28 protein-coding genes are annotated in these 24,877 nt (G+C 75.2%); 16 read left to right on the plus strand and 12 right to left on the minus strand.

Going from position 1 to position 24,877, the window contains the following annotated elements; genetic code table 11:
• Nucleotides 1–11: 11 nt before the first annotated feature.
• The 4 genes from BMY88_RS01365 to BMY88_RS24810 all read right to left on the minus strand — a co-directional run bounded on the left by BMY88_RS01365 (nt 12) and on the right by BMY88_RS24810 (nt 3,913).
• Nucleotides 12–1,718, minus strand: coding sequence for a PP2C family protein-serine/threonine phosphatase (locus BMY88_RS01365; protein ID WP_091939351.1), 1,707 nt, complete (start codon nt 1,716–1,718; stop codon nt 12–14).
• Nucleotides 1,715–1,984 (minus strand): hypothetical protein, encoded by a 270-nt coding sequence (locus tag BMY88_RS24055; protein WP_211435462.1) that lies wholly within the window; start codon nt 1,982–1,984, stop codon nt 1,715–1,717. The genes BMY88_RS01365 and BMY88_RS24055 overlap by 4 nt, the downstream gene beginning before the upstream one ends.
• A 94-nt stretch (nt 1,985–2,078) precedes the next feature.
• Nucleotides 2,079–3,380 carry a PP2C family protein-serine/threonine phosphatase gene (locus BMY88_RS01375; protein ID WP_091939353.1) on the minus strand — a complete coding sequence of 434 codons (1,302 nt, stop codon included), beginning with the start codon at nt 3,378–3,380 and terminating at the stop codon, nt 2,079–2,081.
• A gap of 179 nt (nt 3,381–3,559) precedes the next feature.
• On the minus strand, nt 3,560–3,913 hold the full coding sequence (locus tag BMY88_RS24810) for a helix-turn-helix domain-containing protein (RefSeq protein WP_244524392.1): 354 nt from the start codon (nt 3,911–3,913) through the stop codon (nt 3,560–3,562).
• A 422-nt stretch (nt 3,914–4,335) separates the two neighbouring features.
• Between BMY88_RS24810 and BMY88_RS01385 the strand changes: the two genes are divergently transcribed.
• Nucleotides 4,336–4,653 carry a hypothetical protein gene (locus tag BMY88_RS01385; protein ID WP_244524393.1) on the plus strand — a complete coding sequence of 106 codons (318 nt, stop codon included), beginning with the start codon at nt 4,336–4,338 and terminating at the stop codon, nt 4,651–4,653.
• Here the strand turns inward: BMY88_RS01385 and BMY88_RS01390 are convergent.
• On the minus strand, nt 4,604–4,951 hold the full coding sequence (locus BMY88_RS01390) for an STAS domain-containing protein (RefSeq protein ID WP_091939357.1): 348 nt from the start codon (nt 4,949–4,951) through the stop codon (nt 4,604–4,606). The two genes, BMY88_RS01385 and BMY88_RS01390, sit on opposite strands and share 50 nt — an antisense overlap.
• Nucleotides 4,952–5,045: 94 nt before the next feature.
• On the opposite strand from BMY88_RS01390, the gene fabG reads away from it, so the two are divergent.
• The 3 genes from fabG to BMY88_RS01405 are packed head-to-tail and all read left to right on the plus strand — an operon-like array spanning nt 5,046 to nt 7,687.
• A complete protein-coding gene (fabG, locus tag BMY88_RS01395) occupies nt 5,046–5,750 on the plus strand; it encodes a beta-ketoacyl-ACP reductase (RefSeq protein WP_091939359.1) in 705 nt (234 codons plus the stop codon).
• The gene (gene fabI / locus BMY88_RS01400) at nt 5,750–6,529 is read left to right on the plus strand and encodes an enoyl-ACP reductase FabI (RefSeq protein ID WP_091939361.1); all 780 of its coding nucleotides are present in this window, start codon (nt 5,750–5,752) and stop codon (nt 6,527–6,529) included. The genes fabG and fabI overlap by 1 nt, the downstream gene beginning before the upstream one ends.
• Before the next feature lie 36 nt (nt 6,530–6,565).
• Entirely contained in the window at nt 6,566–7,687 is a 1,122-nt protein-coding gene (locus tag BMY88_RS01405) for a ferrochelatase (RefSeq protein ID WP_211435412.1), read from the plus strand.
• Between the two features lie 63 nt (nt 7,688–7,750).
• Here the strand turns inward: BMY88_RS01405 and BMY88_RS01410 are convergent, their stop codons facing one another.
• Nucleotides 7,751–8,485 carry a hypothetical protein gene (locus BMY88_RS01410; RefSeq protein ID WP_091939365.1) on the minus strand — a complete coding sequence of 245 codons (735 nt, stop codon included), beginning with the start codon at nt 8,483–8,485 and terminating at the stop codon, nt 7,751–7,753.
• Nucleotides 8,486–8,588: 103 nt separating this feature from the next.
• Here BMY88_RS01410 and BMY88_RS01415 point away from each other — a divergent pair, with 103 nt between their 5' ends.
• Together BMY88_RS01415 and BMY88_RS01420 are read left to right on the plus strand one after the other, a co-directional pair.
• Complete coding sequence (locus tag BMY88_RS01415; protein ID WP_091939367.1) at nt 8,589–9,032, plus strand: NfeD family protein; 444 nt, start codon at nt 8,589–8,591, stop codon at nt 9,030–9,032.
• 34 nt (nt 9,033–9,066) lie between these two features.
• Nucleotides 9,067–10,284 (plus strand): SPFH domain-containing protein, encoded by a 1,218-nt coding sequence (locus BMY88_RS01420; RefSeq protein WP_091939369.1) that lies wholly within the window; start codon nt 9,067–9,069, stop codon nt 10,282–10,284.
• A gap of 51 nt (nt 10,285–10,335) precedes the next feature.
• Here the strand turns inward: BMY88_RS01420 and BMY88_RS01425 are convergent, their stop codons facing one another.
• Complete coding sequence (locus BMY88_RS01425; RefSeq protein WP_244524394.1) at nt 10,336–11,340, minus strand: RNA polymerase sigma factor SigF; 1,005 nt, start codon at nt 11,338–11,340, stop codon at nt 10,336–10,338.
• Nucleotides 11,337–11,831 carry an ATP-binding protein gene (locus tag BMY88_RS01430; RefSeq protein ID WP_091939371.1) on the minus strand — a complete coding sequence of 165 codons (495 nt, stop codon included), beginning with the start codon at nt 11,829–11,831 and terminating at the stop codon, nt 11,337–11,339. The genes BMY88_RS01425 and BMY88_RS01430 overlap by 4 nt, the downstream gene beginning before the upstream one ends.
• Nucleotides 11,832–12,035: 204 nt before the next feature.
• On the opposite strand from BMY88_RS01430, the gene BMY88_RS01435 reads away from it, so the two are divergent.
• Together BMY88_RS01435 and BMY88_RS01440 are read left to right on the plus strand one after the other, a co-directional pair.
• Nucleotides 12,036–13,877 (plus strand): SpoIIE family protein phosphatase, encoded by a 1,842-nt coding sequence (locus BMY88_RS01435; protein ID WP_091939373.1) that lies wholly within the window; start codon nt 12,036–12,038, stop codon nt 13,875–13,877.
• A 59-nt stretch (nt 13,878–13,936) separates the two neighbouring features.
• Nucleotides 13,937–14,944 (plus strand): DNA topoisomerase IB, encoded by a 1,008-nt coding sequence (locus BMY88_RS01440; protein ID WP_244524395.1) that lies wholly within the window; start codon nt 13,937–13,939, stop codon nt 14,942–14,944.
• Between the two features lie 66 nt (nt 14,945–15,010).
• Here the strand turns inward: BMY88_RS01440 and BMY88_RS01445 are convergent, their stop codons facing one another.
• Nucleotides 15,011–15,409, minus strand: a complete 399-nt coding sequence (locus BMY88_RS01445) for an STAS domain-containing protein (protein ID WP_091939377.1) — start codon at nt 15,407–15,409, stop codon at nt 15,011–15,013.
• Nucleotides 15,410–15,672: 263 nt separating this feature from the next.
• Entirely contained in the window at nt 15,673–16,086 is a 414-nt protein-coding gene (locus BMY88_RS01450) for a hypothetical protein (protein WP_091939379.1), read from the minus strand.
• Between the two features lie 176 nt (nt 16,087–16,262).
• On the opposite strand from BMY88_RS01450, the gene BMY88_RS01455 reads away from it, so the two are divergent.
• From BMY88_RS01455 to BMY88_RS01480, 6 genes are all read left to right on the plus strand, one after another.
• Nucleotides 16,263–16,841, plus strand: a complete 579-nt coding sequence (locus BMY88_RS01455; RefSeq protein WP_091939381.1) for a DUF1360 domain-containing protein — start codon at nt 16,263–16,265, stop codon at nt 16,839–16,841.
• A 108-nt stretch (nt 16,842–16,949) separates the two neighbouring features.
• Entirely contained in the window at nt 16,950–17,972 is a 1,023-nt protein-coding gene (gene ku, locus BMY88_RS01460) for a non-homologous end joining protein Ku (RefSeq protein WP_091939383.1), read from the plus strand.
• Nucleotides 17,973–18,009: 37 nt separating this feature from the next.
• Entirely contained in the window at nt 18,010–18,954 is a 945-nt protein-coding gene (gene ligD / locus BMY88_RS01465) for a non-homologous end-joining DNA ligase (protein ID WP_091939385.1), read from the plus strand.
• Nucleotides 18,951–19,877: a non-homologous end-joining DNA ligase gene (gene ligD, locus BMY88_RS01470; RefSeq protein WP_170860908.1), complete on the plus strand. Its 927-nt coding sequence runs from the start codon at nt 18,951–18,953 to the stop codon at nt 19,875–19,877. The genes ligD (BMY88_RS01465) and ligD (BMY88_RS01470) overlap by 4 nt, the downstream gene beginning before the upstream one ends.
• Before the next feature lie 83 nt (nt 19,878–19,960).
• Nucleotides 19,961–20,851, plus strand: coding sequence for a formyltetrahydrofolate deformylase (gene purU / locus BMY88_RS01475; RefSeq protein ID WP_091939389.1), 891 nt, complete (start codon nt 19,961–19,963; stop codon nt 20,849–20,851).
• A 145-nt stretch (nt 20,852–20,996) separates the two neighbouring features.
• The gene (locus tag BMY88_RS01480) at nt 20,997–21,440 is read left to right on the plus strand and encodes a Fur family transcriptional regulator (RefSeq protein WP_091939391.1); all 444 of its coding nucleotides are present in this window, start codon (nt 20,997–20,999) and stop codon (nt 21,438–21,440) included.
• Nucleotides 21,441–21,465: 25 nt separating this feature from the next.
• Here BMY88_RS01480 and BMY88_RS01485 read toward each other — a convergent pair whose 3' ends face one another.
• Nucleotides 21,466–22,428, minus strand: a complete 963-nt coding sequence (locus BMY88_RS01485; RefSeq protein WP_091939393.1) for a proteasome assembly chaperone family protein — start codon at nt 22,426–22,428, stop codon at nt 21,466–21,468.
• A 79-nt stretch (nt 22,429–22,507) separates the two neighbouring features.
• Nucleotides 22,508–23,815 (minus strand): AI-2E family transporter, encoded by a 1,308-nt coding sequence (locus BMY88_RS01490; protein ID WP_091939941.1) that lies wholly within the window; start codon nt 23,813–23,815, stop codon nt 22,508–22,510.
• Nucleotides 23,816–23,903: 88 nt separating this feature from the next.
• Here BMY88_RS01490 and BMY88_RS01495 point away from each other — a divergent pair, with 88 nt between their 5' ends.
• The gene (locus tag BMY88_RS01495) at nt 23,904–24,371 is read left to right on the plus strand and encodes a PPOX class F420-dependent oxidoreductase (protein WP_091939943.1); all 468 of its coding nucleotides are present in this window, start codon (nt 23,904–23,906) and stop codon (nt 24,369–24,371) included.
• 21 nt (nt 24,372–24,392) lie between these two features.
• Nucleotides 24,393–24,872: a hypothetical protein gene (locus tag BMY88_RS01500; protein ID WP_091939395.1), complete on the plus strand. Its 480-nt coding sequence runs from the start codon at nt 24,393–24,395 to the stop codon at nt 24,870–24,872.
• Nucleotides 24,873–24,877 lie beyond the last annotated feature (5 nt).

A 24,877-nucleotide genomic window follows, 5' to 3' on the forward strand; every position in this document is an offset into this window, starting at 1 on the left:
CTCGCTGGAGGTCAGGTCAGGGCTTGGCCCCCGGTGAGGTTCGCCGTTCCCGCCCCCTCGCTGTCGCCGCTGCCACTGCTGGTGGCCCCGCCGGCCGTCTTGACGTCGCAGCGCTTCCCGGCCGGCGTCGTCCAGGACTCCGGGGCGTCGGCGCGCGACGTCGTCCAGCGCAGCGCGAGGAGGACGGTGTCGTCCGTCGCGCCGTCGGCGGTGAGTGTCCGCATCACCTGGTCGACGATCCCGTCCAGTGGCGCTCCGTCCGCGGACACCACGGCGTCGTGCAGTCGGGCCAGCCCGGTGTCGATGTCCTCGCCGCGGCGCTCGATCAGTCCGTCGGTGAACGCCAGCAGCGTGCCCGCGGGCGGCAACGCCAGTTCGGTGGCCGCCGGCGGAGCGGGCGTCTCCACGCCGACCGGTGGCGCTACCGGGCAGTCGAGTGTCCGGGCGCGGCCGCCGGTGACCAGCAGCGGAGGGAAGTGCCCGGCACAGACCAGTCGCAGCCGGCCGGCGTGCGAGTCGAGCTCCCCGATGAGCACCGTGGCGAACTGGTGATCCGTGTTCACGTCCAGCAGCCGATGCAGCTTGGCGACCACCGTGGCGATGTCGTCGCCCTGGGCGAGGTAGGCGCGGACGGCGAACCGCAGCGAGGCCATCGTGGTGGCCGCCGGCAGCCCGCGGCCGGAGATGTCGCCCACGACGAACACGCAGCATCCGGGCCCGCGAGGGATCAGGTCGAACCAGTCTCCGCCGACGTCGAGCTCGTCGACGCCCGCGACGTAGCGGGCGGCGATCTCCAGCCCGTCCATGCGCGGTACCTCGGGCAGCATCGCGTGCTGCAGGGTGCCGGCGATGGAGCGCTGCTGCTGATAGAGCCGCTCGTTGTCCGCCGCGAGCCGCTCGGCGACCGCCTGCCGCCGGGACAACGCCGTGACGCCGGCGGCGCCGGCCACGGCCAGCGCGCTCCCTGCCCCGAGCACGATCCAGGGCAGTGCGGTGGACAGCGGACTGGTCAGTGGCTCCGGCGCAGCCCCGACGACGGTGAGCACGGTGTCGCCGAACGGCAAGGTGGCCGTCTGGGTCTGTCCGCCGATCGGCGCTGGGGCGGTGGAGAGCAGCAGCTGGTCCGCCACCGTGGTCCGGCCCAGGTAGACGGCGAAGTCCAGCCCGCCGAACGCGGCGTCGTCCGGGTCCGTCGGCTGAGGTTCCGGCGACACGACGGACTCGGCGTAGACCACCAGCCCCGCCCCGTCCCGCGGCATCACAGCGACCGCCAGCCGATCCGTGTCACCGGGCAGGATCCCGGCCACGGCCAGCTGGGCGTCCGGCATCAGCCCGGTGAAGAAGGACGACTCCAGGCCGCCGTCGGGCAGCCGTGGTTCCTCGCCCGCTGTGGCCAGCAGCTCCGCCGGCCCATCGCCCGTCCGCAGCAGGGACAGGGAGGCGAACGTCCCGGCCGGGCTGATCCGGCCGGCCGCGAACCGCTCGAAGGGCTCGGTCGCGGCATCGGTCGCCATCGCTACCTGTCCGGCGTCGACGAGCTGCACCTGGAGGAGGGAGACGCCGCCACGGAGCACGCTCGCGGCCTGCTCCACCTGCCGGTCGAGCAGGTTCTCGTTGGCATCGGCCTCGACCCGCCAGGCGAGCCACGCGAGGACCGCCGTGATCGCGAGGACCCCCACCGCGACGAGCGCGCCGATCCGGCGAGGGCTGCGGGTCATGGCGCCTCGGAGGCTACCGGCCGTCGTGCCGGTCCGGCGCCGTCTCGCCCGGAGGCGGCGCACCGTGTCCAGTTCGGGACGGCGTTCCTGTCGAGCGCCTGACCCCGAGGCCCCAGCTCGTCCTCGCCGGCCGGAGCAGGGCCGGACCGCGCGCCCTCGGCGGTGGCGACGTCGAACAGCTGCTCGCAGTCGGGGACCGGGTCGGGCAGGTCGACGACGTTCAGGACCTCGGGGCCACCGAACTCGGTGATCTGCACGGCACGCATGCCTCGACCGCAGGTCCTCGGTCCCCGCGCGGCCCGGGTGGAGCGGTGGGCGGGGTCCTCAGGACGTCCTGCCCGGAGCCGGAGGGCTCCCGGCTCAGGCCAGGACCGTGCCGGCCGGCACCGCGCCGGCCAGGCCGCGGGCGAGCTCGTCGTCCCGCGGCGGCCCGTTCCACTCGACCATCAGCAGCGACGCGTCGTCGGTGGTGCGGCCGCCGCGGCCGCGGAGCAGCGCGTGCGAGAGCAGCCGGACCGTCTCGGCCGGCGGCAACTGGTGCAGGGCGTTGTCCTCGATGAACTCGCGCAGCCGCTGCTCGCCGAACTGGGCGCCGTCGGGCAGCCGTTCCTCGACCACGCCGTCGGTGAAGAACAGGATCCGGTCCCCGGGCTCGAGCTGGGCGGAGTGCAGGGCCGGGACGGCGTCGCTCAGGCCCACCGGGCGGGATACCGGCCCGGCCAGTTCCTGGATCACCCGGCCGCCGCGGATCACCAGGCCCGCGGGGTGGCCGGCGTTGATCCAGCTCAGCCGGCCGGTCGTCGTGTCCAGCCGCCCGATGAGCGCCGTGGCGAAGCGCCCGGGGAACGAGCCGGCCATGACCGAGTCCATCTCGACGTAGATGTCGGGGAGGTCGCTGCCGCTGAGCCGGCCGTGCCGGTAGGCGGCGATGAGCAGGGTCGCCATGGTGGCGGCCTCGACGCCGTGCCCCATGGCGTCGAACACGGCCAGGTGCAGGGTGTTCTCGTCGAGGGAGTAGTCGAAGCTGTCGCCGCCGACGTCGTAGGCGGGCTCCAGCGCGCCGGCGAGGGCGATGTCCGGGGTCGTCATCACCAGCGGCGGCAGCATCTGCCACTGCAAGTGGGCGGACAGGCTCATCGGGGCCGACATCCGCGTCCGCGCGAAGGTGTCGGTGTACCCGGACTTCGTGACGATGAGGTCCGCGGTGAGACCGGCCAGCCGCTGGGCCAGCCGGCGGTCGTTGTCGTCGACCTCCGGGAGGGTCAGCGCCAGGACGCCGACGCGGTCGGAGCCGTCGAGCATCGGGACGTACAGCCGCACGGAGCCGTCGGGTTGCGGCACCTCGCAGCGGTGATCGGTGCGGAACGCCTGTCCGGCCGGGGTGGTGGCGATGTCCGCCGGCTCGCCGACCAGGCCGCGGCCGGCCAGCGGGCGGAGGACGGCGTGCTCGAAGTCCTGCAGGTAGATCGTGACGTCCCGGCCGCCCATCTCGGCGATCTCCTGGGCGACGAGGGGACCCACCAGCCGGGGCGGCATGAGGTGCGCGCGGTCGAGCAGCGAGCCGAGCAACCGCTCGCCCAGGCTCTCGCCCCGGGAGCGCCCGTCGGGATCGGTGAAGCCGAGTCCGGCGAGCGAGTTGCGGGGGGCGGTGTGCGGGGTCATTCGTGTCTCGTGCTCTGTCATCCCTGCCCGCTCGTCGGCCCGCGCCGGATCGCGGCCCCCGCACTGTGCCGGGGCGCCACCGGCGGGGGCAAGAGTCTGGCCGCTGCGGCGCGCGGGCGCGGCGTGATGCGCGTCATGGCATCCCGCCGCGGGTGGCTGCGGGGAGGTGCCGAACCGCGTCAGGCGACGTCGGTGCGGGCGTCGGCCAGGTACTCGCGGACGGCGGTCTCGGGGACCCGGAAGGAGCGGCCCACGCGGACGGCGGCCATCTCGCCGCCGTGCACGAGCCGGTACACCGTCATCTTCGAGACGCGCATGATCGCCGCGACCTCGGCGACGGTGAGGAACGAGACGGCGGGGCGCGGAGCCGGCCGCTGGACCATCGGGGCGACGCCCTGCTGCGGGCGGGCGCCGGCCGGCACGAGGCGTCCCCCCTGCTGCGGCCAGCCCGCGGCGGGGCGGGCGACGGGGCGCTGGCCGTAGGCGGCCGGACGGGCGAGGAGGGGAGCGGGGGAGCGCTGGGGCAGGGTCACGGGAGGTCCTCTCGGTGGCGGGCCACGGGGGGCGCTCGACCGGTTCGGTGATCCGGCGACGGTGCGCGTCCGTGCTGGCACTCAACGTAAGGGGACCGACCCGTCACAGGGCAGGACAGTGCGGACGAGAGGAAGCGGACCGCTTCGTCACATGTTGCCCGTGCGCACGGCGGGGACGCTGCGATGCCCGAGGTGACAGGCGTGACGGGCGAGCCGGCCGACCGGACGCCCCGCCGACGCCGGCCGTGCGCGCGGTGACCTCGGTCACCCCCACGCGGACGGGCCTCACCCCTGGGAGCGGTGCGGGCCCGCCCTGGCTACGGGAGCGGGAGCCGGCCGCCGATGCGAGGAGGCAGGCGCGGCGTCGTCGCCGAGCCGCCAGCAGGGAACGGGGGAGCACCGTGATCGTCCGGAACAGGGCCGTGAGCCCGGCCAGCGCGCTGACCGTGATGGGCGAGGTCGCCGACGTCCTCGACCACCGCAGCACCACGGGCCGCCCGTCGGTCACCACCGCGGTCTCCGATCGCGTCGCCCTGGGCATCGCGGACATGTTCCGCAGCACCACGCCGTCGGGTCAGGTGCTCGAGCGGTTCGCCCGCACGGGAACGGCCGACAGCGCTGCGCTCATCGAGGCCTGCCGGGTCGAGCAGGGCTACGCCTCCGCGGAGGGGCACGCCGCGCTGTACTGCCTCATCGGCTGGGTGCACAAGCAGCGTCACCGCGCGGCCACCACTCCCTGAGGACACCGGCCGCGGCCAGGCCGCGCGTCACCGCCGGGGAGGTGCGCAGGTCCGCCGGGGCGCCGCTGCGCCGGGCCGCCTCCAGGTGGTCGAGCAGGATCTCCAGCCCGGACGGCGAGAGCGCGGTCACCGACCCCGCGTCGATCGCGGTCACCCGCGCCGGCTCGCGCCCGTAGCGGCGGACGAAGTCGCTGACCGCGGCGACGTCGACCTCCCCGGCCAGGCACAGCACGCCGCCCGAGCCGCTGTTGAGCAGCCGCACGACGCCCCGGGCGGTGCGCAGGTCGGAGAGGCTCACCGCCCCAGTCTGCCGTGCCCGCCGCCCCGGTCGCCCGGGCCCGGGCACTAGGTTCTCCAGCGGAGACGGGGACGGTCGGCGCAGGGGAGTGACTGTGGGCAGGTCGGTGCTGGTGACCGGCGGCAACCGGGGGATCGGCCTGGCCATCGCCCGCGCGTTCGCCGAGCAGGGCGACTCGGTGGCGGTGACCCACCGCGGCAGCGGCGCACCCGACGGGCTCTTCGGGGTGACCTGCGACGTCACCGACACCGAGGCCGTCGACCGCGCCTTCACCGAGGTCGAGGAGCACCAGGGCCCGGTGGAGGTCCTGGTCAGCAACGCGGGCATCACGCGCGACGGGTTGCTGATGCGGATGAAGGAGGCCGACTTCACCGACGTCGTCGACGCCAACCTGACCGCCGCCTTCCGGGTCGCCAAGCGCGCCGCCCCGAAGATGGTGCGTGCCCGCGCGGGCCGGATGGTGTTCGTCTCCTCGGTGGTCGGGCTGCTCGGCTCGGCCGGGCAGGTCAACTACGCGGCGAGCAAGTCCGGGCTGGTCGGCCTGGCCCGCTCCCTCGCGCGCGAGCTGGGCGGCCGGGGGATCACGGCCAACGTGGTGGCGCCGGGCTTCGTCGAGACCGACATGACCGCGTCGCTGCCCGAGAAGCGGCAGCAGGAGATCATCGGCCAGGTCCCGCTGGGGCGGTACGCCTCGGCGGAGGAGGTCGCAGGGGTCGTGGCCTTCCTGGCCGGCGAGCACGCCGGCTACATCACCGGGGCGGTCGTCCCGGTCGACGGCGGACTGGGGATGGGGCACTGATGAGCGGCACGGGTCTGCTGGCGGGGAAGAAGATCCTGGTCACCGGGGTCCTCACCGAGGCGTCGATCGCGTTCGCCACGGCACGCATCGCGCAGGATCAGGGCGCCACGGTCGTCCTCTCCAACTACGGCCGGACGCTGTCGCTGTGCCGCCGGATCGCCAAGCGGCTGCCGCAGGAGCCACCGGTGATCGAGCTGGACGTCACCGACCCCGAGCACCTGGCCACGCTGGCCGACCGGCTGCGCGAGCAGGGCTTCGACAGCCTCGACGGCGTCGTCCACTCCATCGGCTTCGCTCCGCAGGAGGCCATGGGCGACGGCTTCCCCGAGGTCGCGTGGGAGCACGCCGCGACCGCCTTCCAGGTGTCCACCTGGTCGCTGGCCTCCCTCACCCAGGCGTGCCGGCCGCTGTTCGGCGAGAAGTCCTCGGTGGTCGGGCTGACCTTCGACGCGTCGGTGGCCTGGCCGGTCTACGGCTGGATGGGCGCGGCCAAGGCCGCCCTGGAGTCCACCTCCCGCTACCTCGCCCGCGAGCTCGGCCCCGAGGGCGTGCGCGTCAACCTGGTGGCCGCCGGGCCGCTGCGCAGCATGGCGATGAAGTCGATCCCCGGCTCGAAGCAGTTCGAGGAGGCGTGGGAGGGGCGCGCGCCGCTGGGCTGGTCGGTCACCGACACCGAGCCCGCCGGCAAGGCGGTCGTCGCGCTGCTGTCGGACTGGTTCCCCGCCACCACCGGCGAGATCGTGCACGTCGACGGGGGATTCCACGCCGTCGGCGTCTGAGCGCATCCGCCGCGGCGCCGACGGAGAATGACGGTCGTGCCCCTCGCGACCGACGTCGACATCCATCCCGGCCAGGCCCCCGACGACGATCCGTCGCTCGCCGTCCGCAACAACGGCGGCGCCGCGCCGGCGGCCCGGCCCGCGCCGCCCGGCCGCCGCGAGGCGCTGCTGGTGCTCTCCTTCGGCGGCCCCGAGGGGCCCGACGACGTGCTGCCGTTCCTCGAGAACGTCACCCGCGGCCGCGGCATCCCGCCGGAGCGGCTGGCGGCCGTCGCCGAGCACTACCTGCACTTCGGCGGCGTCAGCCCCATCAACGGGCAGAACCGGGCGCTGATCTCGGCGGTGGAGGCCGACCTGCGGGCCGCCGGCGTGGACCTGCCGGTGTACTGGGGCAACCGGAACTGGGTGCCCTACGTCGAGGACGCCTGGCGGCAGATGGCCGACGACGGCATCGAGCACGTCTACGTCTTCGCCACCTCGGCCTACGCCTCGGCGTCCGGCTGCCGCCAGTACCACGAGGACATCGCCCGGGCCCGCGCCGTGCTGGGGCCGGGTGCGCCCACCGCGGAGAAGCTGCCGCACTACTCCGACGCTCCCGGGTTCGTGCGCGCGAACGCCGAGGCGCTGGCCGCCGCCCTCGACCGGCTGCCGCCCGAGGTGCGCGGCAGCGCACGGCTCGTCGCCACCGCCCACTCCGTCCCCGAGGCCATGGCGGCGGTCGCGGGGCCGGACGGCGGGGCCTACCAGCAGGAGTTGCTCGCCGCGGCGAGGGCCGTCGTGGACGCCGTCGACCCCGGCCGGCCCGTCGACCTGGTCTGGCAGAGCCGCAGCGGCCCGCCGTCGGTGCCGTGGCTGGAGCCCGACGTCAACGACCACCTGCGCGCCCTGGCCGCTGCGGGGGAGACCGCGGTCGTCGTCCTCCCGGTGGGGTTCGTCAGCGACCACCTCGAGGTCGCGTGGGACCTGGACACCGAGGCCCGGGAGACGGCGGCCGAGCTCGGGCTGACGTTCGTCCGGGCCGGGACCGCGGGCACGCACCCGGCGTTCGTCGCGACCGTGCGGGAGCTGCTCGAGGAGCGCCGCGCGGGCGGCCCCCCGCGGCTGGGCACGAACTGTCCCGCGGCCTGCTGTTTCGTGGCGCGGCCCGCCCGCCGTTGATCATCGGCAGGTGGTGGCGGGTGACCGGCGGGTCGGCAGCCACCTGCCGATGATCACGGGAGGTCAGCGGGGGACGGCGTTGTAGGCCGCGGCCAGCGCCTCGCGGACGGCGTCCGACAGCGGCCGCAGCGCCTCGTCCCGGGCGGCGGCCTGGGCGGTGGTGACGGCGGCGCCGGGCGCGTCGGTCCTGGCCAGGTCGAGCACCCGGGCCAGCCGCTGCCCGCGCGCCAGCACCGACAGGGCGAGCGGGTCGGTGTCGTCCGGCAGGCCGGGCGCCTGCGCGGCCCGCGCCATCCCGGCCAGCAGCGTGGGCACCTCGGGGTGCCAGCGGGCGAGGTCCAGCGAGGCCAGCGTGCGCGCCGCGTCGGTGACGGCCAGGTCGAGGGCGCCGGACGCCGCCCGCAGCGTGCCCTCGACCGGGGGCGGGGCGAGGCGCCCGGCCAGCGGGAACGCCGTCCACGCCACCATCTCCGCGCCCACCGGCCGCGGCACCAGCGCCAGGGCGACGCCGACAGCAGCCTGGCCGGCCTCGAGTGCCTGCTCGGTCAGGCCCGGCGCGCGCGGCAGCCCGCGGACGTCGCCGGGCACCGGCAGCACCAGCGAGAACCGGCGCTCGCCCAGCGCGCGCAGGGCGGCCAGCGCCTGCCCGAGGGGCACCGCGCCCTCCGTGCCGGGCAGGCCGGTGACGGAGGCGGCGGCGTCGCCGGTCAGCGCATCGAGGGTCTCGTCGAAGGAGCAGCGGCCCGCGAGCCAGGCGGTGGCCCAGGCGGCGAACCTGCCGGCGGGGAGTTCGTGCACGCCCGCGAGGCTACGGCGGGCCGCGCCGGCGCCCGGGCAACGGTCGCGCAACGTGATCGTCCGGGCGGTACCTGGCCGGCGCCGCGGATGCGAGAGTGGCCAGGTGGACCCCTGGTTGGTGTGGCTGATCGCCTCGGGCCTGTTCGTGGCCGGCGAACTGGCCGGCGGCGACCTGTTCCTCCTCATGCTCGGCGGCGGCGCGCTGGGTGGGATGACCGTGGCGCTCCTCGGCGGCCCCGTCGTCCTCCAGCTGGCCGCCTTCATCGTCGTCAGCGCCCTGCTGCTGGCCCTCGTGCGACCGCTGGCCAAGCGGCACCTGCTGGACCGGACGCCGGAGCAGCTCGACGGCGTCGCCCGGCTGATCGGCCGCACCGCCCGGGTCAGCCAGGCCGTCGACGGGCACGGCGGCCGCATCCTGCTGGGCGCCGACGAGTGGACCGCCCGCAGCCAGTACGGCGGCGAGACCTTCCCCGTGGGGGCCACCGTGCGGATCCTCCAGGTCGACGGGGCGACCGCCGTCGTGGGCGACGCGCTGGAGCTCGAGTGATGTCCCGATCCGTCCCGACCGAGGGAGTTCTTCCGTGACCCCTGCGCTGATCGCGCTGCTCGTCGTCGCGCTGGTGGTGGCGTTCGTGATCGCCAAGAGCGTGACGATCGTCCCCCAGGCGCAGGCCAAGGTGGTCGAGCGGCTCGGCCGCTACAGCCGCACCCTCTCCCCGGGCCTGTCGATCCTCGTGCCGTTCATCGACCGCGTGCGCGCCACGATCGACCTGCGCGAGCAGGTCATCTCGTTCCCGCCGCAGCCGGTGATCACCGCGGACAACCTGCAGGTCGGCATCGACACCGTCCTCTACTTCCAGGTGACCGACCCGCGGCTGGCGGTCTACGGGATCGCGAACTACATCACCGGCATGGAGCAGCTGACCACCACGACGCTGCGCAACGTGGTCGGCGGGCTGAACCTCGAGGGCGCACTCACCGGGCGCGACGGGATCAACAGCCAGCTGCGGTCGGTGCTCGACGGCACCACCGGTCCGTGGGGCCTGCGGGTCGCGCGGGTGGAGATCAAGGCGATCGACCCGCCGGCGTCCATCCAGGACTCGATGGAGAAGCAGATGCGCGCCGACCGCGACAAGCGGGCGATCATCCTGACGGCCGAGGGCGCCCGGCAGTCGGCGATCACCACCGCCGAGGGGCAGAAGGCCGCCGCGATCCTCTCCGCGGAGGGGAAGAAGCAGGCCGCCATCCTCGAGGCCGAGGCCGAGCGGCAGAGCCGCATCCTGCGGGCCGAGGGCGAGCGGGCCGCCCTGTACCTGCAGGCGCAGGGGCAGGCGAAGTCGATCGAGACCGTGTTCCAGGCCATCCACGACGGCAAGCCCGACCAGGGGCTCCTGGCCTACCAGTACCTGCAGACGCTGCCCAAGATCGCCCAGGGCGACGCGAACAAGATGTGGATCGTGCCCAGCGAGTTCAGCAAGGCGCTGGAGGGGCTGGCGCGGCTCGGCGGCGCGGACGCCGACGGGCAGTCCTGGATGGACGTCGGACCCTCGGCCGACGGCGCCCGCCCGGCGCGGGAGATGGACACCAGCGATTGGTTCGAGTCCCAGCTTCCCCCGGCGGCCGCGCAGCCCGAGGCCAGGATCGAGATGACCAGCATGGCCGACACGATGCCGGCCGTGCCCTCGCCCACGCTGCCGCCGACGGACTCGATGGCGCACACGGCCGCCGCGGAGGCCGAGGAGGCCGTGTCGATGCCGGAGATCCCGCCACCGCCCCCGCAGGCGCCCCCGCGGCAGTAGCCGCAGCGGCGACCGGGACCGCGGTGGTCCCGGTCGCCGCCGCCGGGGTGCTCAGTCCTTGAGCAGGCCCTCGCGGAGCTTGGCGAGCGTCTGGCTGAGCAGCCGCGACACGTGCATCTGGGAGATGCCGATGTCCGCGGCGATCTGCGACTGGGTCATGTTGCCGAAGAACCGCAGGATGAGGATCCGCCGCTCGCGGGCCGGGATCGTGGCCAGCAGCGGCTGCAGCGACTCCCGGTACTCCACGCCCTCCAGCGCCGCGTCCTCCTCGCCGAGGGTGGCGGCGAGGGTGGGGGAGTCGTCGTCGCCGGAGAGCCGCTCGTCGAGGGAGCTGCTGCGGTAGGCGTTCGCGACCGCGAGGCCCTCCAGCACCTCCTCGCGCGGGATGCCCAGGTGCTGGGCGAGCTCACTGGGCGTCGGCGCTCGGCCGTTCTTCTGCGCGAGCTCGCCGACGGCCGAGTTCAGCGACAGGTGCAGCTCCTGCAGCCGCCGCGGCACCCGCACCGACCAGCCCTGGTCGCGGAAGTGCCGCTTGATCTCGCCGGTGATGGTCGGGACGGCGAACGAGAGGAACTCCACCCCGCGGGTCGGGTCGAAGCGGTCGATGGCCGCGATGAGCCCCAGCGTGCCGACCTGCAGGAGGTCGTCGAACGGCTCGCCGCGGTTGCTGAACCGGCGGGCGAAGTGCCGGACCAGCGGCAGGTGCTCCTCGACCAGGATCTCTCGCAGCCGCTCGCGCCGCGGGTCGTCCTTCTCCAGCGTGGCGAGCTCGGCGAACAGCGGCGCCGTCCGCTCCGCGCGCCGGCGGTTGTCGGACACGGGGACGACGTCCTCGGCCCGCGGCGCCGGGACGACGGGGACGTCGTCGTCGGGCGCGACGGGCACGTCGACGGCTGCGTCGACCTCGTCGGCGTCGGTCTCCCCGCCGGCCTCGACCTCGGCCTCGGCCTCGACCTCGACGTCGTCCTCGGCCCGGTCGGCCGTGGGCACGGTCTCGTCCCCGCGCAGGGTCTCCTCCTCGGCGGTCGTGTTCCCGGTGGCGGCCCCCGGGGTCACCGAGCGACCGAGACGTTTCGGTCCGGGCCACCGACCGGGGTCGGGTGCTGGCCCGGGAGGAACTTGTCCACGGAGATGAGGGCCACCGCGGTGGCGGCGCCGTTGCCGGCCGGGACCTCCGCCTGCGTGGCGGGCCGGGCCTCGACGCCGTCGACGAGGGTCTGCAGCACCGCCCAGCCGAAGCCGTCGCGCGGAACGTCGGTGCCCTCGGCGGTCGGCACCCAGGCGTCGATGTGCAGGCCGGTGCGCGTCGTCTCGAACACGACGGTCAGCGGCTCCTCCGGCAGCCCGATCGCCGCGAGCGTGGCGCACGCCTCGTCGACGGCCAGCCGCAGGTCCTCGACCGAGTCCAGGTCGTAGTCCATCCGGATGGCGAGGTCACCGGCCATCGCCCGCACCGCGGGCAGCTGGGTCGGCGTGGTGGGTACCCGCAGTTCCAGCCGTTCGGCCCGCCGTCCGTCCTGCGCAACGGCACCCCTGCGATCCACCATGCGTCGTTGCTCCCTCGTCCTTCGTCTCGACCGGCCACCGTGGCGGCGCCGGTTCCGGTCCCATCCTGCCCGAGAACCGCGGCCGGCCGGCGGCACGGGCGACCCGGACGGGCGCCGAGGAGAGGACGTACCCGTGCCGCCCGGCGGCAAACCACCCGCTCGCACCGGTTACCGGACCCCGGGCGCTGGTATCCCTCGCCCGTGATGGACACCAGCCCGGGCGCCCCGTCCGCCGACGGCTCGCCCGCCGATGGCGTCCCGACCGCGTTCGTGGCAGCTCTCGAGCACGCCCCGGCGGCGATGTACTGCCTCGCCGGCGCCGGGCTGGCGCCGGTGTGGGCGAACGCGCGCGGCCGCGCGCTCGGCACCGACCGGTCGGCGCTGCCCCGGGTGGCCGGCCGGCCCGTGATCGAGCTGGCCGAGCAGGTCCTGCGCAGCGGCCGGACCGAGACCGTCACCGGCCTGCTGGGCGCCGACGGGGGCCCCGCGGCCACGCTGGTCGTGCAGCCGCTGTCGGTCGCCGGTGAGCCCGGCGTGCTGCTGGTGCTCGAGGCGCGCGGTCCCGACGACGGCGCGTCGGGCGGCGACCTCGTCGAGCAGGCGCAGTCCGCGCTGCTGCCGCCCTTCCTGCCGCTGCTGCCCGACATCCGCCTCTCCGGCAGCTACGACAGGGCGACGTCCGTGGCCGCGGCCGGTGGCGACTGGTACGACGCCGTCCCCCTCGGCGGCGGCCGGCTCGCGCTCGTGATCGGTGACGCGGTGGGCGCCGGGATGCCGGCCGCCGGGGCCATGAGCCGCCTGCGCGGCGCGATGCGCTCCAGCGCGCTGCGCGATCCGTGGCCGGCGGCCGTCGTGACCGCGCTGGACGAGTTCGCGGCGCAGATGGACGACGTCGAGGGCGCGTCGGTGTTCTTCGGCGTCCTGGAGGGGAGCACCGGGCGGCTGACCTACGCCGCCGCCGGCCACCCCGCCCCGCTGCTGGTCGACCGCGACGGGCGCACCACGTTCCTCCCGCTGGTGCCGCGCCCGCCGCTGGGCAGCGTGCCCGGTACCCGCACCGAGGTCTCGCAGACCGTGCTGGAGCGGGGCGCCACGCTGGTGCTGTTCTCCGACGGTGCGGTCGCCGCCGGCGGCTCCCCGCCCACGCAGGGCCTCTCCCACCTCGGGGAGGTGGCGCGCTCGGTGGTCGCCGGCACCGACCCGCGCGAGGACATCGGCTCGGCCGAGCTCGCCGCCGCGATCGCCGCGCTGCTCCCCGCCCCCGCGAGCCGGCCGGACGACGTCGCCGTCCTGGTGGCGCACCGGCTCGCCGTCGCGCCCGCGACGCTGGGGGTCGACCTGCCGGCGGTCCCCGCGTCCCTGCCCGCGATCCGCCGGCGGCTGGGCGCGTGGCTGGACCACCTGGGCATGGGCGAGCAGGACCGGGTCGGGGTCATGGTCGCGGTGGGGGAGGCGGCGGCGAACGCGGCGGAGCACGCCTACTCCGGCTCCGAGCCCGGCCCGATGCACGTCTCGGCCGCGGTCGATCCCGACGGCGTGCTCACCGTCACCGTCCGGGACGAGGGCACCTGGCGGCCGCCGGACCGCGACCCGGGCAGCCGGGGCCGCGGGCTGCTGATCATGCGGCAGCTCGTCGACGGCGTCGTCCTGCAGGGCGAGCGCGGCACCACGGTCACGCTGCGCCTGCGCCTGCGCCGGTCCCCCGACGCGGAGGCCCAGCATCCGCCGGCCGGGGGTTCTGCCGCGGTGGTCGTGGACCGCAGCGGCTCCCGGCCCGTCGTCCGCGTCACCGGCGAGCTGGACCTGACCAGCGCGGAGCAGCTGCGGATCCGCCTGCTCGAAGCCAGCCACGGCGGCACCGGCCGGGTCGAGCTGGACCTCGTCGGCGTGACCCTGTTCAGCAGCGCCGCCGTGCGGGTGGTCCTCGCGATGGCGCGGATCGCGCGGGACGAGGGCTGGCAGCTGGTCGTGCACGCCCCCGAGGGCGGGGTCACCCGGCACGTGCTGGAGATCAGCGGGCTCGCCGGGCTGGTCGACATCCGCTGAGCGGGTGACCGTCGTCCCCCTGCGGTTTGGGGAACGGCGGCGGTGCGCATCCAGCGGGGGTGAGACTGCGCCGGAGTGACGTGCACGGGGTCGGCTGGCGGCGCCGGCGCGCCGGCCGGGGGTTCGCTTACCACGACGAGGACGGCGCGCTCATCAAGGACGAGCGGGTGGACCGGCTGCGGGCCCTGGCGATCCCGCCGGCCTGGAAGGACGTCTGGATCTGCCCGTGGCCCAACGGGCACATCCAGGCCACCGGGGTCGACGCGGCCGGCCGGCGGCAGTACCGCTACCACGACCAGTGGCGCGCCCGCCGGGACGCGGAGAAGCACGAGCGGGTGCTGGAGATCGCCTCCCAGCTCCCCGACGTCCGCGACGAGGTGGTCGCGGCGCTGCGGACGCGCGGGCTCAACCGCGAACGCGTGCTCGCCTGCGCCATCCGGCTGCTGGACCTGGGGGCGTTCCGGGTCGGCAGCGAGCAGTACGCCGAGGACAACGGCACGTACGGCCTCGCCACGCTCCGCCGCGAGCACGTCTCCGTCCGCGGCGAGCGGACCTACTTCTGCTACACCGCCAAGGGCGGCCTCCAGCGGGAGGTCGAGATCACCGACCGGCCCACGGCGACGGTGGTGCGCACCCTGCTGGAGCGGCCGGAGGACACGGGGGAGGAGCTCCTCGCCTACCAGGTGGACGACGGGTCGTGGCGAGACGTCACCAGCACCGAGATCAACGCCTACCTCAAGGAGATCAGCGGCGCGGAGATCACCGCCAAGGACTTCCGCACCTGGACGGCGACCGTGCTGATGGCCGCGCGACTGGCCGAGGCCCCGCCGCCGCGCTCGAGGACGGGGCGCAAGAAGGTGATCAGCACGGCGTACAAGGCCGTGTCGGAGCAGCTGGGGAACACGCCGGCGGTGTGCCGGGCCAGCTACGTCGACCCCCGGGTGGTCGACCGGTTCGAGCACGGCGAGACGGTGGCACCGGCGCTCCGGGAGGCCGCCGGGGCCGAGGGCGACCGGGACGCGCAGCGGGCGCTGGAGGCGGCGGTCTGCCGGCTGCTGCACGCCTGAACGCGACGAGGCCCCGCCGGAGCGGGGCCTCGTCGTCGGTGCGTGCGGGCCGGACGGCCCGCGGGGTCAGCGTGCGCTGCCGTCCACGATGGTGAACAGGTCGATGAGACCGGTCACCTCGAGCGGCCGGGTGACCGCGCGGGTGGTGGCGACGAGCCGGAGCTCGACGTCGCGGCTGCGCGCGGACTTCTGCGTCTCCACGAGCACGGCCAGACCGGCGGATCCGAGGAACTGGACGCCGGACAGGTCGATCACGAGCTCGCGGGGCTGCTGCTCGAGCTGGGTGTCCAGCGACGAACGGAGGACCGGCGCGGTGAAGGTGTCCACTTCGCCGACGACCGTCACCGTGACGACGCCGTCCTCACCGGTGGTGGTGGAGAGCGTGATCACGTCGTCGAAGGGGGCCTCGGTGCCCTCGGTGGACACGTCGGGCTGCCCCTCGGCGGGCAGGTCGGGGGTGGTCACGGGCTGGCTCCTCTCAACGGCTGTGCTCGGCGGCACGGCCGCGGGATCACTCTAGTGCGTGGGGACGCCGGGGTCGGCGCCCCTGGGCTCGTGGCCCGTCCGGTACGTCGACCGCACCGGGTTGCCCGGCACGGTACGCGCGGCTGCCTGCTCAACCGCGGATACAACGTAGACAACCGCTCGGGGGGCCGCCAACCCGCCCCGACACCGGGTCCACCTGCACGCAGCGGTCCACCGGACCGCACCCCGCCGAGACCGAGCCCTCAGCCGTCGATCACGTGCATCGCGGCCTCTTCCGGACCCTCGCCGCCGGCCGGCTCGTCGGCCGTGGCCTCGACGTCGTCGGCCGTGCTGTTCGTGCCGGAGTCCGACGACGGCGAGGTGGAGGCGTCCTGCTCGAGCTGCATCGTCGCGCGCTGCGGGTCCTCGGCGGCCCGGGCGCCGGACTGCACGTCGGGCACCTCGCGGTCCAGCCGCCCGGTGAGCGACTCGCCCTCTGCCTGCTCGAGCGCGGTGGTGCCGAAGTCCGTGGAGGCGCCGGCCCGCTCGCCGGGCAGCGGGGCGAACTCCGGGTCCTCGTTCCAGGTCTGGGTGGGCGAGTCGTCCTGCGAGACCTCGGGGATGCCCTCGTCCTCGGGGTGCACGTCGCGGGCGGTCTGGCCCTCGGGCGTGGTCATGGGGTGCTGCCTCCTCCTGCGCGCGCTGTCGCGCTGCGTCGTCGGCGGCCGGTCGATCCGACGGCCGCGGTCCCTCCCCGCCTACCCGCCCGCGTCCGGACCATGCGGCCGGCCGGGAGCCCGCCCCGTCGACGTCGCATGGGTCGGAGCCGGCGCGGGCGGGTAGCGCGCTGCCCATGGCGATCGGGAAAGACCTGCAGCGGGCCGCGGCCCCGTTCCGGCGATGGGCACGCGTCCAGGGGCGGGAGTACTCGCAGGGCGAGGCGCGACCCCTGGCCGGGGACCTCGGCGCGATGGGCGTCTACCTGGGGCTGGTCACCGCCGGTGCCGCCGCCGTCCGCGCCTCCGGCCGCGAGCTGCCCGACCGGATCCCGCCCGGCGACGCCGCGCTCCTCGCCGTCGCCACGTTCCGGCTGGCCCGCCGCATCGCCAAGGACCCGGTGACGGCGCCGCTGCGCGCACCGTTCACGTCGTTCCAGGGGCCGTCCGGCCACGCGGAGATCGCCGAGGAGGTGCGCGAGCACGGCGGGGCCAAGCACGCGGTCGGCGAGCTGCTCACCTGCCCGTTCTGCCTGGCGCAGTGGGTGGCGACCGGCCTGGTGTTCGGCTATGCGACGGCGCCGAAGGCCACCCGGCTGGCCGCGCTGACGATGACGCTGGTGGCTTCCTCCGACGTCCTCCAGTTCGCCTACGACGCCATCCAGAACGGCGGCCTGGAGCCGGCGCCCAAGGACGAGCCCCAGGGCGTCGCCTGAGCGCGTCCTCCGTACGGGGGAGGGGCGCTCCCGTCGACCTGCCGGACGTCGCCCTCCCGGCCTACGCTGCGGGTTCGGCGGTCAGGTGGGGGCGGGAGGAGGCGCGGCGTGCGGTCGATCTGGCGGGGTGCGGTCTCCTTCGGGCTGGTCAGCATCGGCGTGAAGCTCTATTCCGCGACCGAGGACAAGGACATCCGCTTCCACCAGGTGCACGCCCCCGACGGCGGGCGGATCAAGTACAAGCGGGTCTGCTCCATCGACGGCGAGGAGGTCGAGTACTCCGAGATCGCCAAGGGCTACGAGCTCCCCGACGGGCAGCTGGTGATCCTCACCGACGAGGACTTCGACGACCTGCCGCTGTCCACGCGCCGGGAGATCGACGTCCTGCAGTTCGTGGACCAGGACGAGATCGACCCGATCCACTTCGAGAAGACCTACTACCTCGAGCCCGACGGCCCGGCGGTGCGCCCGTACGTGCTGCTGCGCGACGCGCTGGCCAACGCCGGCCAGGTCGCCATCACCAAGATCGCCCTGCGCCAGCGGGAGTCGCTCGCCGCCCTGCGCGTGCGCGACGACGTGCTCGTGCTGCACACCATGCGCTGGCCCGACGAGATCCGCCGTCCCGACTTCGGGTTCCTCGACGAGGACGTCACCGTCCGGCCGCAGGAGCTGCAGATGGCCGAGGCGCTCATCTCCTCCATGACCGGCGCGTTCGACGCGGGCGAGTTCACCGACGACTACCGCGAGGCCATGACGGCGCTGCTGGAGGCCAAGCAGTCCGGCGGCGAGGTGCAGCCGGTGCCCGAGACCGCGGACCCCGGTGCCGCCGTCGTCGACCTGATGAGCGCGCTGCGCCGCAGCGTGGAGAAGGCCCGCGGCGGCAGCGCCGACGAGGACGAGCCGGCTCCCGCCCGCCGCGCCCCGGCCAAGAAGGCGACGGCGCCGCGCAAGGCCGACGCCGCCGACGACACCGCCGAGGACGCCGACGAGGCCCCGGCGAAGCGGACGGCGAAGAAGGCGCCCGCAGCGAGGACGCCGGCCAAGAAGGCGCCCGCGAAGAAGACCACCGCCGCGAAGAAGACGGCCACGGCCGAGAAGGCCCCGGCCAAGCGGACCCGCCGCAGCGCCTGAGGTGGTCCGACCCGAGCCGTCGCCCGTCCCTGCGCCGATGCTCGCCATCCCCGGCGAGCTGCCCCCGGCCGGCGAGGACGACCGCTGGGGCTACGAGTTCAAGTGGGACGGCGTCCGCGCCGTGTCCCTGGCGCGCGCCGGCCGGGTCGGGCTGTGGGCCCGCAGCCGCACCGAGATCACCGTCCGCTACCCGGAGCTCGCCCGGCTCCCGGCCGCCCTCGCCGGGCGGGACGCCGTGCTCGACGGCGAGGTGGTGGCCCTGGACGACCTCGGCCGGCCGGACTTCGGCGCCCTGCAGGGCCGGATGCACCGCACCGGCCCCGAGGTGCGGCGGATGGCCGCGGCCGCGCCCGTCACCTACCTGGTCTTCGACCTGCTCGCCCTCGACGGCGTGGACCTCACCGGGCTGCCGTACGAGCAGCGCCGCGCGCGCCTGGACGAGCTGGCCCCGTCGGGGGAGCGGTGGGCGAGCACCCCCTGGTTCCGCGGCGGCGGGGCCGACGTGCACGCCGCCAGCCTCGAGAACGGGCTGGAGGGCGTCGTCGCCAAGCGGCTGGACAGCCTCTACCGGGCGGGCGTGCGGGCGCCGGAGTGGCGCAAGGTCAAGCACGTCCGGATGCAGAGCGTCGTCGTCGGCGGCTGGCGGCCCGGCCAGGGCCGGCGCGCCGGCGGTGTCGGGTCGCTGCTGGTCGGGGTGCACGACGACGACGGCCGCCTGGTCTACGCCGGGCACGTGGGCACCGGGTTCACCGACGCCGCGCTGCGGGAGCTCGACGGGATGCTCACCGCCCGCAGCGCCCCGCCCTTCGCCGACGCACTGCCCCGCGAGGTCACCCGGGACGCCCGCTGGGCCGAGCCGGAGCTGGTCGGCGAGGTGGCCTTCGCCGGGTGGACGGCGGACGGCCGGATGCGGCACCCCTCCTGGCGCGGGCTGCGCGACGACCTGGAGCCCGAGGAGGTGACCGAGGAGTGGCAGGCGTGAGCCGGCAGCGGGTGCGGATCGACGGGCGCCAGCTCGAGGTGTCGAACCTGGAGAAGGTGCTCTTCCCGGAGGTGTCGTTCACCAAGGCGCAGGTGATCGACTACTACGTCCGGATCGCGCCGGTGCTGCTGCCGCACCTGTCCGGCCGGCCGGTGACGTTCACCCGCTGGCCCGACGGGGTCGAGGGGCAGGCGTTCTTCGAGAAGAACAGCGCCCGGCACGCGCCCGACTGGGTCCGCCGCGTGACCATCCCGAGCCCCGGCAGCAGCACGGGCCGCGAGACGCTCGACATGGTCGTGCTCGAGACCGTCGCCGACCTGGCGTGGGCGGCCAACCTGGCGGCCCTGGAGCTGCACGTGCCGCAGTGGCAGATCGGCGGCAAGCGGCAGCCGACGCTCCCCGACCTGCTCGTGCTCGACCTCGACCCTGGGCCCGAGACCGGTATCGCCGAGTGCTGCCGGCTCGCCGAGCGGCTGCGGGCGCGGCTGGTCGCCGACGGGCTGGACCCGGTGGTCAAGACCTCGGGCTCCAAGGGCATGCAGGTGTACGCCCCGATCCGGGTGAACGACCGCGAGCACCCCAGCCGGTACGCCAAGGCGCTGGCCCAGGAGCTCGCCGCCGAGACGCCCGACCAGGTCGTGTGGCGGATGGAGAAGGTGCTGCGGCCGGGCAAGGTGCTCATCGACTGGAGCCAGAACAACCCGGCGAAGACCACGGTGGCGCCCTACTCGCTGCGGGCCCGGCCCGACGCGACCGTCTCGACCCCGATCGGCTGGGACGAGGTGGACGCCGTGAACGCCGGCGCCGATCCGGGGCTGCTGCGCTTCCGCACCGAGGACGTGCTGCACCGCGTCGAGGACTACGGGGACCTGTTCGACGTCGCCGACCGCACCCGCTCCCGGCTGCCCGACGTCGCGGCCTGACGGGGGGCGGAGCCCGCCCTCCTCACCCCCGCGGGTGGCCGCGTCCGGCGGGGGCGGATCGGTCCGGCGGGGGCTCTGGGACGATGGCCGCCGTGCTCGCCCCCGCTCCGCACGACCCCAGCACCGCCGACGCCGGCCGCCTCGTGGTGCGCTGCCCCGACCGGCCGGGCATCGTCGCCGTCCTCTCCCGGCTGCTCGCCGACGTCGGGGCGAACATCACCGACTCCCAGCAGCACTCGTCCGACCCGACCGGGGGCACGTTCACCCTCCGCCTGGAGTTCGTCCTCGCCGACCTGGCCGAGCGCCGGCGCCAGCTGGAGGGCGCGCTGGACCTGCTGGCGCGGCAGTGGCAGATGACCTGGCGGCTCACCGAGGCGGCGCACCGCCCGACGGTGGCGATCTTCGTGAGCCGGACCGACCACGTCCTCCAGGAGCTCATCTACCGCGTCCGCGCCGGGGACCTGCGCGCCGACATCACCGCCGTCGTGTCCAACCACCCCGACCTCGAGCCGGTGGCCCGCACGGCGGGCATCCCGTTCCACCACGTGCCGGTCACGCCGGGCACGAAGGAGCAGGCCGAGGCACGCGCGCTGGAGATCGTGGGGGACGCCGACCTCGTGGTCCTCGCGCGCTACATGCAGATCGTGTCGGCGGACTTCTGCGGTCGCTTCCCGGAGCGGCTGATCAACATCCACCACAGCTTCCTGCCGGCCTTCGTCGGCGCGAATCCGTACCAGGCGGCGCACGACCGCGGCGTGAAGCTCATCGGGGCGACGGCGCACTACGTGACCCCGGAGCTCGACGCCGGCCCGATCATCGAGCAGGAGGTGGCCCGCGTCGACCACCGCGCCACCGTGGAGGACATGCGCCGGGTCGGCCGCTACGTCGAGCGCCAGGTGCTCGCCCAGGCCGTGACCTGGCACGTGGAGGACCGGGTCATCGTGGAGGGCGACCGCACGATCGTCTTCGCGTGAGGGCCGCCCCGGTGACCGTGCAGCCGTGGCACGGCGCGGCCCCGCGGTCGGCGGCGCGGCTCCACCCCCGGATCGGGTCCGGCGAAGGGGTGAGATCTCCCCGTCTCTTTTGACCGGATCAAGAAAAGCGGGGAGACTGGTCGGGATGGACACGACCTGGACGACCCGGCTGCGCGACTCCGGCCTGCGCGTCACGCGCCCGCGGCTGGCCGTGCTCGACGTCCTGGGCGCCCACCCGCACGCCGACGCCGACACGATCGTCACCGCGGCCCGCGCCGCGCACCCGACCCTGTCGCCGCAGTCGGTCTACGGCGTCCTGCAGGCCCTCGTCACCGCGGGGCTCGCCCGCCGCGTCGAGCCTGCCGGCGCCCCCGCGCTCTTCGAGCTCCGCGTGGGCGACAACCACCACCACCTCGTGTGCCGGGCCTGCGGCGTCGTCGTCGACGTCGACTGCGCCGTCGGCTACACCCCGTGCCTGACCCCGTCGGACGCCTCCGGCTTCGTCGTCGACGAGGCCGAGGTCGTGTTCTGGGGATTCTGCGCGGACTGCCGGGCTGATACCGCGGAGAGCGCGCCCGCCCAGGGGTGAGCGGGCCGGGCGGGGCGCCGTCGCCCTACTCCCCGCGGCGCTTCTCCTGCTCGGCCAGGAAGCGCTCGAACTCGTCGGCGATCTCCTCGCCGCTGGGCACCTGGCCGCTGCTGCCCAGCAGGCCGGTGTCGCCGTGCGCGGTGGTGAAGTCGTCGTACTGCTGCTCGAGCGCCGCGACGACGGCGGTGTTCTCCGGCGAGCGGCCGATCTGCTCGTCGACCTCCGTGCGGTTGGCCTCGGCCGCCTCGCGCAGCGCCTCGGTGGGCAGGTGCAGACCGGTCAGCCGGGACAGGTGCTCGAGCAGGGTCAGCGACGCCGCCGGGTAGGTGGCCTGGGCCAGGTAGTGCGGCACGTGCGCGGCGATCCCGTAGGCGTCGACGCCGGCCTCGCCCATCCGCAGCTCCAGGAGCGCGCCCACGCTGCCGGGGATGCGCACCTGACCCCAGTACACGGGGTAGTCCTCGATCAGCTGCCGCCGGGTGGCGTGCGCGGTCAGGGTGACCGGCCGGGTGTGCGGCACGGGCATCGGGATGGCGTGCAGCGCGGCCACGGAGGTCACCCCCAGCCGCTCGGCGAGGTCGCGGACGGCGGCGACGAACCGCTCCCACGCGAAGTCCGGCTCGGCGCCGTGCAGCAGCAGGAACGGCTCGCCCGCGTCGTCCTCCAGCGCGTACAGCACGATCTCGGGGAGCGTGGCGTCGGCGTAGCTGTCGCCGGTGAAGGTCATCCGCGGCCGGTGCGCCCGGTAGTCGACCAGGGCGTCGGCGTCGAACCGGGCGATCGCCTCGTGCGGCAGGCTGGCCAGCAGGTGCGCCCCGGCGAGGGCGCCGGACCGTGCGGCGTCGAAGTCGCCGGCCAGGTCGTGCACCAGCACCAGCCCGCGGCGGGCCGCGGCCGGGTCGGCGTGCTGCGCCAGCGCGCTCTCCCGGTCCAGGAAGGGCGAGGCCGTGGGCAGGAGCTCCACGAGATCCTCAGGTAGCTGCGGCACGGGTGCTCCTCGGATCGATGACGTCCTCTGCGCCAAGCCCGCGGCGGGGGCCGGCATTCCCCATGGTCCCCCGGTCGGGTCAGCGCGCGGAGCCCTCCTCGGGGGCGGGACCGCTGTCGTCCGGTCGTCCGACGTGCTCGGCGGCGAGCGTGGCCCCGTTCCCGTCGTCGACCACCTGGGTCTGCATGCCGGCGCCGTCCACCTCCGGTGATCGGCCGTCGAGCTCGTCGCGGACGTATCGGTAGATCACGGCGATCAGCGCGGCCACGGGCACCCCCAGGAAGGCTCCGGTGATGCCGGCGAGGCTCGTGCCGGCCGTCACGGCCAGGATGACGATCGCGGGGTGCAGGTTGAAGCCGCGGCCCTGGATGATCGGCTGCAGCACGTTGCCCTCGATCTGCTGCACCACCAGCACGATGACCAGCACCGCCAGGGCGACGCCCCAGCCCTCGTCGACGAGCGCGATGAGGACGGCGAACGCGCCCGCGACGAACGCCCCGATGATCGGGACGAACGCCGCGAAGAACGTGATCACGGCCAGCGGCAGCACCAGCGGGACGTCGAGGATCCACAGCCCGACACCGATGAAGAACGCGTCGATGAACCCGACGTAGGCCTGCTGGCGGATGAACTCGGACAGCGTCGTCCAGGTCTTGGCCGACAGCGCGGCGACGTGCGGCGCGGCGCGGCGGCCGGTCTGCGCGCACAGCCACGGCACCCAGCGCGGCCCGTCCTTGAGGAAGAAGAAGCACAGGACCAGCGCCAGGACGATGTTGATCAGCGCGTTGCCGATCGCGGTCGCCCCGGTGGCCGCGTAGCCGGCGATGTCGCCGGCCCGGCCCTGCAGGGTGGCGATGGCGTCGTCCACCGCGTCGTCGATCTGCTCCGGGTCGACGTTGAACGGCGGGCCCTGCACCCACTCCTGGACGTCGCGCAGCCCCTCCCCGACCTGGTCGGCGAGGGTCTCCACCTGGTCGACGACCTGGGGGGCGATCACGGCGATGATCCCGCCGAAGACGCCGATCGCCGCGAGCACCACGACCGCGGCGGCCAGCGCCGGCGGCCACCCGTGCCGGCGCAGGAAGCGCGTGGGCGGCCAGAGGACCGTCGTGATCAGCAGCCCCATCACGATCGGCAGCAGGATCACCCACAGCGCGCCGAGGACCTCGCCCAGCACGTAGATCGCCAGGACGATCAGCAGCACCTCGGCCGAGCCGATCGCGAGCGCGCGGATGCCGCGCTGCAGCCTGGGTCCGCGCTCGTCCGACGGAGCGGGCGCCGAGGTGGCGGCGCCGGGGACGTCGGTGAGCGCGTGCGGGCTGTTGGCGGGGGTGGTCGTGGCGGGGGCGTCCCCGGGCCCGGACCGACGCGACGGGAGCAGCCTCATGGTCGTCATCGCAGCACACACCGCGTCCGTGCACCGGACGACCGCCGGGGGCGTCGCCCTTCCGTGACCTCGCACTACCGTGATCGGCATGCCCAGGACCGCCACCGCCGACCGGGTCGACCGGGCCGCGCTGCTCGACTTCCTCCGCCCCCGCCACAAGGCCGTGCTGCTGACCAGGCGGGGCTCCGGCGGTCCCCAGCTCTCCCCGGTCACCTTCGGGGTGGACGCCGGCGGCCGCGTCGTCGTCTCCACGTATCCGCAGCGGGCCAAGGTGGCCAACGCCCGCCGCGACCCCGCCGTCTCGCTGTGCGTGCTCTCCGACGACTGGGACGGCCCGTGGGTCCAGGTCGACGGGACGGCGGAGGTGCTGGACCTGCCCGAGGCGCTGGAACCGCTCGTCGAGTACTTCCGCTCCATCAGCGGCGAGCACCCCGACTGGGACGAGTACCGCGCGGCGATGGCGAAGCAGGGCAAGTCCCTGCTGCGGATCACCCCGGACCGCTGGGGACCGGTCGCCACCGGCGGCTTCCCCGCCGAGGTGCTCGACAAGCTCTGAGGCTTGCCGCAGTCTCGCGGGATGCCCTTCGTGCTCGCCGTGGCCGCGAACGGGGACCCCGTGGTGGTCGCCGACGCGGCGGCCGCCGTCGACCGGGTGCTGCAGCTGGTGCGGAGCGGGCGCGGGCCGATCGGGGTGGGCGCCGGGCCCGTGACCCGGACGCGGGGCCGCGCCGAGGGGCCCGCCGTCCTCGCCGCGGGAACGGCGCTGGCGGCGGCGGCCCGCCGGCCGGGGCGGGTGGCGGTGCGCGGCGTCCGACCGGGGGAGGCGCTGGACGCCCAGGCCGTGCTCGCGGCGCTGGCCGTCCTCGTGGGCCGGCGCAGCCCGGCGGCGTGGGCGGCGGCCGACCTCCTGGCCGCCGGCCGCACGCAGGCCGCGGCGGCGACGGAGCTGGGCGTCAGCCGCCAGGCGGTCGGGCAGCGGCTGGCGGCCGGCGGCTGGGAGCTCGAGTGCGAGCTGCGCCCCACCGCGGCCCGGCTGCTCGCCCGCGCCGAGGCCTGACCGGC

This window comes from Trujillonella endophytica (assembly GCF_900110555.1).
GTDB lineage: Bacteria > Actinomycetota > Actinomycetes > Mycobacteriales > Geodermatophilaceae > Trujillonella > Trujillonella endophytica.

Bases quoted from the DNA above. Each gene is read 5' to 3' on its own strand.
- purU (WP_091939389.1), top strand. From the start codon at position 19,961: ATGGCCGCCGTGCTCGCCCCCGCTCCGCACGACCCCAGCACCGCCGAC.
- BMY88_RS01450 (WP_091939379.1), bottom strand. From the start codon at position 16,086: ATGACCACGCCCGAGGGCCAGACCGCCCGCGACGTGCACCCCGAGGAC.
- BMY88_RS01435 (WP_091939373.1), top strand. From the start codon at position 12,036: ATGGACACCAGCCCGGGCGCCCCGTCCGCCGACGGCTCGCCCGCCGAT.
- BMY88_RS01365 (WP_091939351.1), bottom strand. From the start codon at position 1,718: ATGACCCGCAGCCCTCGCCGGATCGGCGCGCTCGTCGCGGTGGGGGTC.
- BMY88_RS01375 (WP_091939353.1), bottom strand. From the start codon at position 3,380: ATGACCCCGCACACCGCCCCCCGCAACTCGCTCGCCGGACTCGGCTTC.
- ligD (WP_091939385.1), top strand. From the start codon at position 18,010: ATGCTCGCCATCCCCGGCGAGCTGCCCCCGGCCGGCGAGGACGACCGC.
- fabI (WP_091939361.1), top strand. From the start codon at position 5,750: ATGAGCGGCACGGGTCTGCTGGCGGGGAAGAAGATCCTGGTCACCGGG.
- BMY88_RS01495 (WP_091939943.1), top strand. From the start codon at position 23,904: ATGCCCAGGACCGCCACCGCCGACCGGGTCGACCGGGCCGCGCTGCTC.
- BMY88_RS01490 (WP_091939941.1), bottom strand. From the start codon at position 23,815: ATGAGGCTGCTCCCGTCGCGTCGGTCCGGGCCCGGGGACGCCCCCGCC.
- BMY88_RS01430 (WP_091939371.1), bottom strand. From the start codon at position 11,831: ATGGTGGATCGCAGGGGTGCCGTTGCGCAGGACGGACGGCGGGCCGAA.
- BMY88_RS01500 (WP_091939395.1), top strand. From the start codon at position 24,393: ATGCCCTTCGTGCTCGCCGTGGCCGCGAACGGGGACCCCGTGGTGGTC.
- BMY88_RS24055 (WP_211435462.1), bottom strand. From the start codon at position 1,984: ATGCGTGCCGTGCAGATCACCGAGTTCGGTGGCCCCGAGGTCCTGAAC.
- BMY88_RS01480 (WP_091939391.1), top strand. From the start codon at position 20,997: ATGGACACGACCTGGACGACCCGGCTGCGCGACTCCGGCCTGCGCGTC.
- BMY88_RS01455 (WP_091939381.1), top strand. From the start codon at position 16,263: ATGGCGATCGGGAAAGACCTGCAGCGGGCCGCGGCCCCGTTCCGGCGA.